General features: G+C 60.0%; 12 protein-coding genes. 3 read left to right on the top strand and 9 right to left on the bottom strand.

All coding sequences use genetic code 11. The features are described 5' to 3' along the window. Window positions 1-80: 80 nt before the first annotated feature. The 3 genes from VNX23_RS09620 to VNX23_RS09610 are packed head-to-tail and all read right to left on the bottom strand — an operon-like array spanning window position 81 to window position 2711. Window positions 81-959, bottom strand: coding sequence for a sulfurtransferase (locus VNX23_RS09620; RefSeq protein WP_325629391.1), 879 nt, complete (start codon window positions 957-959; stop codon window positions 81-83). A gap of 49 nt (window positions 960-1008) precedes the next feature. Then, window positions 1009-2127, bottom strand: a complete 1119-nt coding sequence (locus tag VNX23_RS09615; RefSeq protein ID WP_325629389.1) for an acyl-CoA dehydrogenase family protein — start codon at window positions 2125-2127, stop codon at window positions 1009-1011. 38 nt (window positions 2128-2165) lie between these two features. Next, the gene (locus tag VNX23_RS09610) at window positions 2166-2711 is read right to left on the bottom strand and encodes an OsmC family protein (RefSeq protein ID WP_325629387.1); all 546 of its coding nucleotides are present in this window, start codon (window positions 2709-2711) and stop codon (window positions 2166-2168) included. Window positions 2712-2938: 227 nt separating this feature from the next. Here VNX23_RS09610 and VNX23_RS09605 point away from each other — a divergent pair, with 227 nt between their 5' ends. Continuing rightward, window positions 2939-3604: a TetR/AcrR family transcriptional regulator gene (locus VNX23_RS09605; RefSeq protein ID WP_325629385.1), complete on the top strand. Its 666-nt coding sequence runs from the start codon at window positions 2939-2941 to the stop codon at window positions 3602-3604. 51 nt (window positions 3605-3655) lie between these two features. On the opposite strand, the gene VNX23_RS09600 is transcribed toward VNX23_RS09605, so the two are convergent. The 5 genes from VNX23_RS09600 to VNX23_RS09580 form a co-directional block, all read right to left on the bottom strand. Beyond that, window positions 3656-4732, bottom strand: coding sequence for an alpha/beta hydrolase (locus VNX23_RS09600; RefSeq protein WP_325629383.1), 1077 nt, complete (start codon window positions 4730-4732; stop codon window positions 3656-3658). Window positions 4733-4783: 51 nt separating this feature from the next. Further along, window positions 4784-5275, bottom strand: a complete 492-nt coding sequence (locus VNX23_RS09595) for a heme-binding protein (RefSeq protein WP_325629382.1) — start codon at window positions 5273-5275, stop codon at window positions 4784-4786. 104 nt (window positions 5276-5379) lie between these two features. Continuing rightward, window positions 5380-6567: a TrmJ/YjtD family RNA methyltransferase gene (locus VNX23_RS09590; protein WP_325629380.1), complete on the bottom strand. Its 1188-nt coding sequence runs from the start codon at window positions 6565-6567 to the stop codon at window positions 5380-5382. Window positions 6568-7475: 908 nt separating this feature from the next. After that, window positions 7476-8132 carry an NYN domain-containing protein gene (locus tag VNX23_RS09585; protein ID WP_325629379.1) on the bottom strand — a complete coding sequence of 219 codons (657 nt, stop codon included), beginning with the start codon at window positions 8130-8132 and terminating at the stop codon, window positions 7476-7478. 885 nt (window positions 8133-9017) lie between these two features. Beyond that, entirely contained in the window at window positions 9018-9938 is a 921-nt protein-coding gene (locus tag VNX23_RS09580) for a LysR family transcriptional regulator (RefSeq protein ID WP_325629377.1), read from the bottom strand. Window positions 9939-10045: 107 nt separating this feature from the next. Here VNX23_RS09580 and VNX23_RS09575 point away from each other — a divergent pair, with 107 nt between their 5' ends. Both VNX23_RS09575 and VNX23_RS09570 read left to right on the top strand, forming a co-directional pair. Beyond that, window positions 10046-10837 carry an SDR family oxidoreductase gene (locus VNX23_RS09575; RefSeq protein ID WP_325629375.1) on the top strand — a complete coding sequence of 264 codons (792 nt, stop codon included), beginning with the start codon at window positions 10046-10048 and terminating at the stop codon, window positions 10835-10837. A gap of 8 nt (window positions 10838-10845) precedes the next feature. Continuing rightward, window positions 10846-11220: a VOC family protein gene (locus VNX23_RS09570; RefSeq protein WP_325629374.1), complete on the top strand. Its 375-nt coding sequence runs from the start codon at window positions 10846-10848 to the stop codon at window positions 11218-11220. Between the two features lie 39 nt (window positions 11221-11259). On the opposite strand, the gene VNX23_RS09565 is transcribed toward VNX23_RS09570, so the two are convergent. Continuing rightward, complete coding sequence (locus tag VNX23_RS09565) at window positions 11260-12525, bottom strand: NAD(P)/FAD-dependent oxidoreductase (RefSeq protein ID WP_325629372.1); 1266 nt, start codon at window positions 12523-12525, stop codon at window positions 11260-11262. Window positions 12526-12598 lie beyond the last annotated feature (73 nt).

The following is a 12598-nucleotide window of genomic DNA, read 5'->3' as shown; positions in this document are numbered from 1 at the left end:
CGAAGGCAAACCCCGCCATGGCGTCGGGATTCACCGCCCGGCCGCAAAAAGCGGCCAGGCGGCGAAAAAACATGCAGGTTTCATGCCGCTTTTTCGGTCAGCTTGGGCTCGACGGGCAGGCCCTCCTCAATCGGTAGCGACGGGTCGCGGGACCATTCATTCCAGGATCCGAAGTACATCCGGACATCCCTCACCCCGGCATTTTTAAGAGCGAGGAAAGTGTTCGAGGCGCGCGCGCCCTTGAAGCAATAGAGATAGACCGGGGTTTTCTGGGTGATCCCAACGGTGGCGCATTCGGCCAGGATTTCGTCCTTGGACTTGAAGCGCGGCCCCTCGGCTGTCGGTTTCATCATCCGGTACCATTCGAGCCACACCGCGCCCGGGATCCGCCCCTTGCGCGGGCAGAAATCCTTGCCATAGGGCGAGGAGCTTTCGCCGATCCACTCGTCGACGTCGCGCACGTCGAGCAAGGCGATGCCGGGCTTTCCAACCGCCGCGAGCATGGTCTTGTAGTCGATCAGGATGTCGCCGGCTTCCGGAATGATCGAGAACGACGCCGGCTTCGGGGTCGGCACGGCGGTCGTGGTCGGCAATCCCGTGGCGACCCAGGCGTCGTAACCGCCGTGAAGCACCTTGACCTTCGGATATCCGAGCATGGTCAAGAGGTAGTAGCCTCGGCAAGACTGGCCGAAGCCTGAATTCATCGACTGTTCGTAGACAATTGCGGTTTCCTTGCCCGACAGCCCCGCTCTGCCGAACGCATCGGCGAATTTCGTCTTCAGTTCGTTCATGCCCTCCGGGGTCGAGGTGGCAAGGTAAGTGAAGATCTCGTGCACGTTCACGGCATTGGGGAGGTGTCCCGCGCCGTAAGCATCGGGATTTCGGGTGTCGACGATGACACACGGCTCCTTGGTTACGAGTTCGGCGAGTTCGCTGGCAGAAATCAGAACGTCCGTCATGGCAGCCTCTCCTGTCTTGTGTTGTGATCCCGCGGTCTGGTCAAAAACTTCACATGTCTGCCAGCATCTTGCGCAGCTGCTTGGTGGCGGGCGTGACGATGGCGACGAAATAGGCTTCTCGGAGCCGGCGCTGGGCGCGGTGGCTCCGCAAGTAACCGCGAGCGCCGCAGTGGAGCATGGCCGCGTGCGCAGCCGCCACGCTCGCTTCGCCTGCGCGCAGCCGAAGGGCGACAACCTTGCGCCAATAGCTTTCTTCTTCGTTGTAGGGATCGCGCGCCAGCGCCATCGCTTCCGTTTCAAGCTCAGCAAGCAATTCCTGGAAATTGACCGGCTGTTGCGGCAGATACCGATTGACGTGGCCAAGCGGTGCATCGACTTCGTTCATGATGTTGATGCAGTCGCGGATCAGGCCCGTGGCCATCCCGGTTTGCAACAGGATGAAGCCGGAGCGGATTTTTTTCACGAAGGGACCCGCCGGATCGGCCAGAACGAGATCGTCGGGCACAAAGACATCGCGGAATTGCACGCCATACGTGCCTGTGCCGTCCATCGCGAGAAACGCCTTGCACGGCTGCAAGGTGATCGCAGGGGCCGAGCAATCAGCCAGGAACATCACAATGCCGCCGGGCTGGTCCTCGCGTTCAAAGATGGTGCCGAAGAAATGGCCGGGCCCCAGGTTTGACACCCACGGCAACGCGCCCCTGACGATGTAGCCGCCCTCGACCTTGCGGCCTTTCAGTTTCAGCTTCTCGATCCCGAAGAAACTCTTCATCGGATTGGAAAGGCCGGTGCCGCCGAGAATTTGGCCGGTCGCAAACTTGTCGCCGAATCTCGCAATCAGCCGGGGATTGTCTGAATTCGCCGCGTACCAAACGAGCGTGTTCTGGCACCACGCCATGAAGGCGGTGGCGCCGCAGACCTCGCCGAGAGCGGCGATCGCTTGAATGGCGCAGGAGAGATCGGCTCTGCCATTCTTTGGCAAATGGCTCGCCCAGGCGCCGATATCGCCAAGGCGACGGAGCAGTTCATCCGGGTAGATCGTCCCGGCATCAATCGCCGCCGCCATGGGTGCAAGGTTTTTGCGCGCAATCGTGGCGACCTGATCGACAATCGACGCCGGCGCGAGATCATCGTCAGCCACGCGCCGAGATACAGCCGATGAACCCATGAGACCCTCCACAGCCGCCGGATTTTGCGTGGAAACCTTCAGGAAGCGCTGACCTCGAGGTTGACGGGGCGCGTGAAGGTGTTGGCGACCGGCGACCATTTCTTGACGTGGGCGACCAGCGCGTCGATCTCGCTCTTCGGAATGCCCTCGCATTCCATGTCGACCCTGACGCGAACATCGGTGAAACCGACCGGTTTTTCGCTGACGTCGCCGGTACCCCAGACCGCGGTGATGTTGAGGTCGCCTTCGAGCTCAAGTTCGAGCTTGTTGACGATCCAGCCGCGATGCACCGCGTTGGCGTGGAGCCCGACGGCAAGACAGGAACCGAGTGCCGCAAGCGAAGCTTCGGAAGGATTGGGCGCGGTGTCGTCGCCAAGAAGTCCCGGCGGCTCGTCGACAATGTAAGGCGCAAGATTGCGGATATAGTTGGCGTGGCGGAACTTGCCTTCGGCCACAGTCTTGCATTTCAAGGTCTTGATGACCTTCGGATTGGCTTTGCCGTTGGCGATCAGCTGCTCGAGCCCTTGCTTGTCGATCGGGGCGAGGCAGCCGGTAAGTGCTGTTTTTTGGGCAACCGCGGTCATTGTTTTCTCCCTGGGAGGCAGGATACCGAACGGTCTGTTGCCTGCATGAAGCGTGCCAGAAGGCGCGGCTGGAAAAACGTGCAGTCCCAAAGCCGCTTAGCATTTGTGCCTTTGAATCAGGCAACGGCGAAATGCTCAAAGGCGATGCAATCAACGCAACCCGCGATCAATTCGCGCGCAACGACATGCGACTTGATGAGTGCGGCCCAGTTGGATTAACTGCGCCTATGGGAAAACCTTCTTCGAAACTGCGTCCGGCCGCGGCTCACCACCGAAGTGGCGACGATGAATCGGCGCGCGGGCGTCTGCTGAGTGCCGCGACGCGGCTGTTCTGCAAGAACGGCATCAACGCAACCGGCATCGATGCCATCATCAATGAAGCCGGCACGGCGAAGACAACGCTCTACAAATTATTCGGATCGAAGAACAACCTGGTTCATGTTGTGCTCGAGACCGAAGGCAAGCAGTGGCGCGAATGGTTCATCGGCGCGATCGAAGCTGCCGGTGGCAGCCCGCGGACAAAACTTGCGCGAATTTTTCCCGCACTGAAGCAGTGGTTCCGTCAGGAACGTTTCTACGGCTGCCCTTTCATCAACGCCGTGGGTGAGCACGACAAGGACCAGAAACAGCTGCGCGCAATCGCGATGCGGCACAAGAGGGTCGTGCTCGCCTATATCGAGAAACTCGCCGAAGAAATGGGCGCGGCGGAACCGGAAGTGCTCGCCCATCAGCTTGGGTTGCTGATGGACGGTGCGATCGTCGCCGCGATGGTATCGCGCGACCCGGGCGTGGCCGATACCGCGGGCCTTGCGGCACGCTCTTTGTTCCCGGCTTTGAAGCCAGGGAAGGCGAGACGAACAAGCAGCGTGGCGCAACAGCTCGTCGCGGTCTAAAACGAACGCAGGGGCGGCGCGAGCCGTCCTGCCTATTTTTTGCCGGCCGTCTCATTTTCCGAGATGAGAATCGAAGAAACGGGCAATCTCCTCGAACACTTCCCTCGTCTCCGGCGCGGTGTCGTCGCGGATGTAGTGGGCGTGCGACATGCCCTCATAAACCTGGAGCGTGGCTTCCACGCCGGCTTGCCGAAGCTTGCGGTGAACGCGAACGGTGTTGCTCAAGAGCAGATCGCGCGTGCCGCTGGTAAGAATTGTCGGCGGAAAACCTTTCATGTCGCCGTAGACCGGCGACAATAACGGGTCCTTCATGTCATGCCCGTTGGCATAGACTTTTGCGCCGTCATCGCAAAAGCCGTTGGGGGAAACCAGCACGTTGTCCAGCATCGCATTGGTGTAGAAGGTGTCGCCGACCTTGGTGACATCAGACATCGGCGTTCCCGGCGCGATCGCCCCGGGCACGGGAAGCCCAAGCTCCTTCGCCTTCAAAACCATTTCGAGCGTCAGCGCGCCGCCGGCCGAGGTGCCGAAGATCGCCATGTTCTTCGCGTCCATGGATTTCAGCGCGGCCTTCCAGACCGTGATCCCGTCGTCGAGCGCGGCCGGGAAATAAGCTTCCGGCGGCATCCGGTATTCGACCGAAATCACCTTGATGTGCCCGAAGCCGGCCATGAAGATCGCTTCCGGCAAGCCGGCTTCGCCGGGATTGAGCACGTAACAGCCGCCATGCATATGGATGAGCTGTCGGTTGCGGTTTTCCGGCGCGATGGTTTCGGGCGTGACGATGAAGGCCCGCACGCCGTCGATATTGGTCTTCTCGACCTTCACCTTGAGCCGCTCGATCATGCCGGGCACGTTCTTGGTCAGCGCCGCCGCGCCCGCATCCGCGACCGGCTTCCATTCCTCGCCGCTCTTGGGATGAATATCCCAATTCGACCGCAGCGGTGCGCCGATGATCTTCTGCAGTTGCGGGCTGACGTCGGCGGGTACGGGAACGGTTTTCGCGGGCACCTCCAACGCGGCTGGCGCAGGGCTTTGCGCCCTCGCCTCACGCAGCGCGGTTGCGGACAACATCGCAAGGCAGCAAAAAGCCAGGACAAGGTCGAGCGAACGCGGCGACTTCTTCATCGATCGTCTCCAATTCGATTGCGGATTTTTTCGGGTAAAGCGAACCGCGCTCTATTTGAGCGCGGCCTCGACCCTGGCGAGGCCGGCATTGGCGCAAGCTTCGTCTTTTTCGCCGCCGGGTGCGCCGGACACGCCGATGCCGCCGATCGTCTCATTGCCGGCCTTGATCGGAACGCCGCCACCGATACCGACCAATCCGGGAATCTGCCGCAGCGGGGCCCTGGCCGGATCTTCAAGCTCCTTCATGGTCTGCAGCGAGGTCTGGTTGCGGATGCGCGCCGTGTAGGCTTTCAGGCGGCTGAACTCCATGGTGTGCGGGCTGGTGCCGTCGCCGCGAAGCTGCGCCGCCACATTGCCGCCCTTGTCCACGATGGTGACGGAGACCTTGTAGCCGTCCTTGGTGCACTGCTCGATCGTGCCCTGGATGATGGCAAGCGCCAGCGCCATCGAGACGTTCTTTTCGACCTGTGGCGCCTGCGCAAGGACCGGCGTCGTGGCGAACATCGAAATCGAGGCGAACAGTGCAAATTTTGCGGAATGCATGTCGGATCTCCCTGATGTCGTTGCTTGGTCTTGTGATGGAAACCTAATCCGTCCGGCTTGATCCTGACAACTGGAGAGAGATGCATGGCGCCTCGTCAGGATACTCAAGGCAAAAGGGCGGCAAGCCGATCGAGTTCGGCCGCCAGATCGCTCTCGATATCGGCGACCGCCATGTTGACGACCCGGTAGCCACGGGCCTGAAGCCAGGTCCGCCGATCGGCGCGATCCTTTCTGATCGCATCGGACTCGCCCGGATTGATCAGCTCGATCGCAATCCGCTGCACAAAGGAGACGAAATCCGGGATCTGCCGGCCGACCGGCGTCTGTCGCTTGAACCGGCCCGCAAAGCGCCGGTCGCGTGTGAGCGATTGCCACAGGATGCGCTCGGCATCGGTCGGATTGCGCCGCAACAACCGCGCCAGCCCGCGCACCGTGCCGCTCTCCGCCGGGATTGCGCCTTGCGCGTGCTCGGCCAGCAGCGCGCGCAGCCGCGTCGCCTGCGCGCCATCCAGCACGCCGCCCTTGGCCGGGCCTTTTCTGCCTTCTGCGATCGCCATCACCACGCCGTGCAGCGTGTGCATGTCCTGCTTGGTCGGATCCATCCGGGTGAAGATGTTGCGCAAGTTGACCAGCATGGTGTCGCGCTTCTCCGCGGGGCGGAGGAATTCGACGGAATCGAGTTCGCGCACGAGGTTTTCGAAAAACGCCTGGATCTGGTGTTGCGAGGCGCGCTCGGAGCGTTCGGGCATTGCAAACGGCAGGCGGTTCGCGGTTGCGAGCTTGAACCACTCGTAGCCGATCAGAAGCACCGCCTGCGCCAGGTTGAGGGAGGCAAAACCGGGATTGACGGGAAAGGTGATGATGCGGTTGGCAAGCCCGACCTCCTCGTTCTCCAAGCCAGAGCGCTCACGGCCAAAGAGGATGCCGACCGTGCCGCCAGCCGCGATCTGGCCGACCATCTCTGTGGCAGCCACTTGGGGTCCGACAACCGGCTTGGCCTGATCGTGGGCGCGGGCGGTGGTGGCAAACAACAGCGTGCAGTCGGCGACCGCCTGTTCCACCGTATCAAACAATTCGGCGTCGCTGAGGATATGATCGGCGCCGGCGGCCGCGCGCTGGGCGCTGATGTTCGGCCAGCCGTCCCGTGGGTTCACAATGCGCAGCCGCGTCAGCGCGAAATTGCCCATCGCGCGCGCCGCCATGCCGATATTCTCGCCAAGCTGCGGCTCGACGAGGATGACGACGGGGCCTCTGAGATCGAAGCCGGTCTTGGTTTTGTCGGTGCCCGACATTAGCGGTTGGTTTCTCCAACGTCGCAGCGAACCCTCCCCTGGAGGGGGAGGGTCGCGGGCATCGCGCGAAGCAAGATGCACGCGGGGTGGGGTGAACTCTCTACAACATAGCACCGTATCACCCCACCCCGATTGCTCATTACATTCGCAATCGACCCTCCCCCTCCAGGGGAGGGTAACGGAGCTGGTTCCTTCTAAGATAACAGGCGCGCCTATTCATTCCCGCGGCTTGAATCACCCGAGTCTTTGCCAAATCACGTCCCCCGAAATTGAGAGGGCGCAGGGAATGCCGGGCGCGACGTGCGCACCCGCAGCCTCGCGTGCGAAAAATAGATAGCACACGAGTTAGTCCACCGAGGGTAGGCCGACACGTTCCGGCATTCCCCGCGCGAATGGTTTTAACGGTTTCCTTCGTGATCTCCCTGGAGACCGGCTTGATTGCCTCCATCACCTGCAAGACCGCTCGCAGGCTTGATGTCAGCATCGGGACATCAGGACCACACGACTTCGCCGTCCGCAAAACGCGCTCTCGTCAGCCGCGCGCGTCGCGTCCATCGCATCCCGCACCGACACTCGTGACGATCGCGAAACGCCCCTCTGTGGGGACGGGACGCGCAGGATTCTGCCGGTGATTTGGGGACGCGATCAACTGCGGCAGATTGGCACGACGGGCAAATCACCTCGCGCGCACAAAATGCTGTCAAGCGTAATCTCTTCGGCGAAACTGGATCCCGCCGCTAGAGCCTGCATCGGACCCGCGCTTTCAAGCAATGGTTGTGCATGGTGAACGGGATGATTCTGGGGAAACGTTCCGCGGATGCTCTCTCAAGAATAAGGGTGCATTTCGAATATCACACGGTAGTGGGTACTGGCCGAAATAGGCCACTCGGAGTTGCGAAATAGGCCACTTATTTCTTTGGCCGGTAATCCCACGGATCAAGGCACTTGTCGTAAAATTCTTGGTCCATTTTGAACCACTCGGTTTTGTCAATCCCGCGTCCCGATGAAGCCTTCGGACCACCGGGGAAGGCGCAGACCACCCGTATCCAGCGATCCTGCTCTTTCGCAATGTCTGCTATTTCTTGGACGACTTCTTGCAAATCTTGGTCTTGGCTAAAGATCAGAGCGATATCGAATTGCTTTGTGCGGGCGCAACTAACCAAGTCGAGTGCAAGTCGCACATCAATACCTTTTTCTTGCGGAGTTACGGAAACCACAGGTTGGCCGTCGTCTTCAAGAACGGGATCACCGTAATGATCAATGATTGCGGCTCGCCGATATCGTAGGGGCCGCGTAGTGACATGAACTCCAGCGCGTTTGAGGGCGAGTACACGGTTCGCCCAATAAGCGGTCCACATCGGGCTTTCGACGGCATTGGGAACGCCGGTGTAGAAGCGAGTAAGCGTTGGGCGCCAGCCCTTCGCTTCGCAAACTGCTTTGTGTAATTTTATAGGGTCGTAGTTTGGATGGTGATGACCAAACGCATCTTTGGCATGTTGGTAAAGATTCTGGCCATCAAAAAAGGCCATCACATACTTTATCGCTGGCTCATCCGTGATAGCCATAAAAAATGAAACCCCGCCGGGGACCATTGCTGGCCATGTCCGACGGGGGGCTATTCACGCCCCGTATATAGGGACGCCTTTAACGAACCGTCAATGGCCCCTATTGTTCCCCAGATAAACCATTAGTGGGTGTTCCGCAATTGCCACAACCGGAACGTACGGCGAACGTACTATGCCTTATCACCTTGAATTATATGAATTTTCGACGCCTATCAGGCGGCGTCTCAGTCGGCAAAGCGGGCGCAACGGTAAGCGCAGCGTCCACAAGCTGGCCCATGGCTAAGCGCGATCTGCAATGCAAATGGCCTTGCTGGCGCTACCCGAAAGGGCTTCATGAACTCGGCAGAAATTGTAATGGCGGAGGTACAGCGCGATGGCTGCAATGTGATTATCTAGCTTCTTTGAGAAACCATTGTGAGCGTGTAAGGCGATGGCTTGCCATCCGAGCATAGTCACCACAAGTCTAGGCGGATTCAACCGACATTCCTTGCGGAATGGTTTTAACGGTCTACTTCGTGATCTCCCCGGCGATCGGGCTTTCTTGTCACCGTCATTGGCGCGATGCGAAAGCTACGCGCCAACTTGATGCCGCCGTCGAGGCATGGACCACACGACTTCGCCGTCCGCAAAACGCGCTCTCGTCAGCCGCGCGCGTCGCGTCCATCGCATCCCGCACCGACACTCGTGACGATCGCGATGCGCCCCTCTGGTGAGCGCGGGACGGCGCGAATCATGCGGGTGATTTGGGGACGCGATCAACTGCGGCAGATTGGCACGACGGGCAAATCACCTGGTACCGAAAAAAATGCTGTCAAGCGTAATCTTCAGCCGGTGCGGGGCGCCTTGGTCTCGATCCCCAGCGATCTCATGACCGGGGGATACTGCTTAAAACGCGTCGCTCAGCCGTGTGAAGCGCGCAAGTGATGCAGCTTCCTTGCGCAATCTGTCTGCCAAAAACTCAACACAAAGCCTGACCTTCGCGGCGGCGTGCCGGCTGTGAGGATAGACCGCATGGATGGGTGCAGCAGGCAACCGCAACTTCGGGAGCACAACTTCCAGTCGGCCGGCTTCGATATCGCCGTGCGTATCCCAGACCGATTTCAGGACCAATCCTGCGCCTTGCAGTGCCCATCCATGAGCGAGTTCGCCATCATTGCACGTTAAGTTGCATCGAATCGGCATGACCGTATCGTCTGTCAGCGTCCAGAAACCTTGCGGCGGGTCGCCGTAGTCGATGCAGTCGTGCTCGGTCAGATCATCGACGGTCGCCGGCCGGCCGCGGCGATCCAGATACGCAGGCGCTCCGCATATCGCGCGCACATTGGGTGCGAGCTGACGCGCGATCATGCTGGAATCCGCAAGCGCGCCGAAGCGAACAGCGAGATCGTATCCTCCTTCGACAAGGTTCACCAAGCTGTCGGACGCCTGGAGGTGAATCCGTAATCCGGAATGCAGCGACTGAAATTCCTGTAGCAGCGGTGCCAATCGCCGCCGGCTGAACGCAAACGTCGAAGTGATGCGCAGAAGTCCGCTTGCGGTGTCGCGCCCGCGAGTAGCCTCGATCTCCGCCTCGTCAACGTCGGCGAGAATACGCACGCACCTGACGTGAAACGCCGACCCTTCTTCGGTGAGCGACAGGGTACGCGTGGTGCGGTTGGCCAGGCGTACACCGAGACGCGCCTCGAGACGCGCAAGGGTCCGGCTCACGACCGCAAGCGACAAGCCAAGATGGCGTGCCGCCCCGGACAAGCTGCCTGTTTCCACGACGCGCGCGAACACGATCATATCGAAAAGCTTGTCTGACATACTCTTGCTATAACAGCAAGGAACCTTCTCTCTCAACGGCTATTATTGCTGCCTGAGCGAGGATGTAAATCGATGTCGTGAAATCCGTTTATCCAGGGAGCATCGAAATGGACTTACATCTGAAGGGGAAGACCGCCCTCGTTACCGGTTCGACCGCCGGTATCGGTCTTGAGATCGGCCGAAAACTTGCCGCGGAGGGCGCGGACGTCATCGTCACCGGCCGCGAACAGACAAAGCTCGATCAAGCGATCAATACTATCAGCCGTTCCGGAGGCGGAACTGTCCGAGGAGTTGTTGCGGACGCAGCCACAGCAGAAGGAGCAGCCGATCTGCTGAAAGCAGCTCCGGAAGTCGACGTGTTGGTCAATAATCTCGGCATTTACGAGATCAAGCCGTTCGGTGAGATAACCGATGATGATTGGCGGCGTTATTTCGAAATCAATGTCCTAAGCGGCGCGCGACTGGCTCGGCAATACTTCCCGGGCATGCTCAAGCGCAACTGGGGCCGCATCGTCTTCATCTCCAGCGAATCCGGTTTGGTCACGCCCGGCGAGATGGTCCATTATGGCATGACCAAAACAGCGCAGCTCGCCATATCGCGCGGTCTCGCCGCCTTGACCAAGGGCACGAACGTGACCGTCAATTCCGTATTGCCGGGTCCAACACGCTCTGAAGGCATTATCGATTTCTTGAAGAGCCTTGCGAGCGACCCGCAGGCTTCCGCTGCGGAGATCGAGGCTGAATTCTTTGCCAAGCATCGCAGCTCATCACTCGTCCAGCGCATGATCGAGCCGGAGGAGATCGCCGACCTCGTAGCCTATGTCGCAAGTCCCCTTTCATCGGCGACCAACGGCGCAGCGTTGCGCGTAGATGGCGGCGTGACGCCGACCATCGCGTGAGTTCTGCCATGAACCTCGATCATGTCACGCTGCGCACGGCCGATCTTGAAGGCACCAGAAGCTTTCTGGAAAGGGTTCTCGATCTGAAGCCTGGCTATCGGCCTGGCTTTTCGTTTCCAGGCTATTGGCTTTACGCCGGCGGCGAACCAATCGTGCATTTGATTCCGGGGCGTTCCTCTCGCGTCGATCGATCCGGAGAGACCATCGATCACGCGGGCTTTCGCCTGGAAGGCTACTCGAAGTATCGCGAGAAGCTGGACGCGCTAGATATGCAATATTCGACCATGGACCTGCCCGAGCTCAATGAAAGGCGCTTGTTCGTTCGGACCCCAACCGGCATCCTGTTGGAGTTGGTCTTCAGGGAGAACGGCGGCTATGGGTGAAACTCGGACCCCCGGTGGCATAGCGGAAACGATAAGAAATTAGGTCGGTTCTACTGCCATGGCCGAAAGCGAGGGGACAGCGCTGTTCCTTAGAATACGTTCTGCCAACGCGGCTGCGTCGTCGCCAACCCCTGATAGAAAAGATGAGTTCAATTTGGAAAGCCAGGGCAGACCAAGGAAATAGAGTCCCGGCACATCCGTGACGCCGTCGCGATGCTTCGGTTCTCCGGAGCTGTCGAGCACGGGCAGATCGATCCAGCCAAAATCAAAGGTGTAGCCGGTTGCCCAGATGATGGAGGTGATGCCCTCCTTCATCAGGTCGACCTGTGCAATTGGGGCCGTGACGCAAGCGGGCTCTTCTTTTCTGATCCGCGCCGACGGCTCCGCCGGTGCGTTCATTCCTGATCTTTGGACATGCTCGTCGACCATGTCCAGAAAAGCGAAGTAAGTCTTGTCGCCTGCCACGAGCGAGGCACTCAGATCGGCTTCGATGGCAAGCGTGTCCCCGCTTGCAGCCGTGACCCGGCCCAGCAAGCTGATCCCTTGTTGCGCCAGCTCGCGAAAATCGATCGTATGCCCGCCATAGGCGCCAGTGATCAGCGGCAGCGTCTTGTCTGGTCCGCGCTTGGCCGCGGTTGTCTTGTCAAGTCCCAATTCGCCGAGCCACCACATCAGGTCCTGTCCACGATATCGGCGCGGCACCCGCTTGTGCCGGCCGACCGAGAGAAACACGCGGCGTCCGGCGCGTTGAAGCTCTTCCGCGATTTGAGTGCCGGACGCGCCTGAGCCGACGATCAGGCAGCTGCCGGCCGGCAGCTGGTCGGGGTCCTTGTAGGCGCTTGCATGAACCTGAAAGACTCGGCTGTTGCCGGCAAGAAGGTCGGGAATCACAGGACGCTGGTAGGGACCGGTCGCGACCACGACATTGCCGGCTTCGATGGGACCGCCGGACGTCTCCGCCACGAAATCGGGCCGACCGCTCTGCTGGCGCAGGGCGGTGACCTTCACGCCAGATCGGACAGGCGCCTTGATGAAGACGGCATAGGCGGTCAGGAAGTCGACGATCTCGCTGCTCGTCGCAAAGCCGTTCGGATCAGCGTGCTCGAACTTATATCCGGGGAGCCTGATTGACCAGTTCGGAAACTGGAAGTGAAGGCCGGTCCAGCGCTCGGAGCGCCACCGCTCCGCGATCCTGTGCTGCTCGACAATCAGGTGCGGTAGTCTTCGTTGGCTCAACATATCGCTCATTGCAAGGCCGGCCTGGCCGCCGCCGATGATCAATGTCTCGATATATTCGTGGCGCATCAGAGGAGACCTCCTGCCATCTTGAACAGGATAGGGCGTCAGGGGCGATCATGCCGCAGGCAAACTCTATGTA

It is taken from the genome of Bradyrhizobium sp., assembly GCF_035570375.1.
GTDB lineage: Bacteria > Pseudomonadota > Alphaproteobacteria > Rhizobiales > Xanthobacteraceae > Bradyrhizobium.
The sequence above is the reverse complement of the archived record's forward strand: the minus strand, read 5'-3'. Positions and strand labels throughout refer to the sequence as shown.

What these genes read in the sequence shown, in the direction of transcription:
- VNX23_RS09620 (WP_325629391.1), bottom strand. Translation starts at nt 959, where the DNA reads ATGACGGACGTTCTGATTTCTGCCAGCGAACTCGCCGAACTCGTAACC.
- VNX23_RS09615 (WP_325629389.1), bottom strand. Translation starts at nt 2,127, where the DNA reads ATGGGTTCATCGGCTGTATCTCGGCGCGTGGCTGACGATGATCTCGCG.
- VNX23_RS09610 (WP_325629387.1), bottom strand. Translation starts at nt 2,711, where the DNA reads ATGACCGCGGTTGCCCAAAAAACAGCACTTACCGGCTGCCTCGCCCCG.
- VNX23_RS09605 (WP_325629385.1), top strand. Translation starts at nt 2,939, where the DNA reads ATGGGAAAACCTTCTTCGAAACTGCGTCCGGCCGCGGCTCACCACCGA.
- VNX23_RS09600 (WP_325629383.1), bottom strand. Translation starts at nt 4,732, where the DNA reads ATGAAGAAGTCGCCGCGTTCGCTCGACCTTGTCCTGGCTTTTTGCTGC.
- VNX23_RS09595 (WP_325629382.1), bottom strand. Translation starts at nt 5,275, where the DNA reads ATGCATTCCGCAAAATTTGCACTGTTCGCCTCGATTTCGATGTTCGCC.
- VNX23_RS09590 (WP_325629380.1), bottom strand. Translation starts at nt 6,567, where the DNA reads ATGTCGGGCACCGACAAAACCAAGACCGGCTTCGATCTCAGAGGCCCC.
- VNX23_RS09585 (WP_325629379.1), bottom strand. Translation starts at nt 8,132, where the DNA reads ATGGCTATCACGGATGAGCCAGCGATAAAGTATGTGATGGCCTTTTTT.
- VNX23_RS09580 (WP_325629377.1), bottom strand. Translation starts at nt 9,938, where the DNA reads ATGTCAGACAAGCTTTTCGATATGATCGTGTTCGCGCGCGTCGTGGAA.
- VNX23_RS09575 (WP_325629375.1), top strand. Translation starts at nt 10,046, where the DNA reads ATGGACTTACATCTGAAGGGGAAGACCGCCCTCGTTACCGGTTCGACC.
- VNX23_RS09570 (WP_325629374.1), top strand. Translation starts at nt 10,846, where the DNA reads ATGAACCTCGATCATGTCACGCTGCGCACGGCCGATCTTGAAGGCACC.
- VNX23_RS09565 (WP_325629372.1), bottom strand. Translation starts at nt 12,525, where the DNA reads ATGCGCCACGAATATATCGAGACATTGATCATCGGCGGCGGCCAGGCC.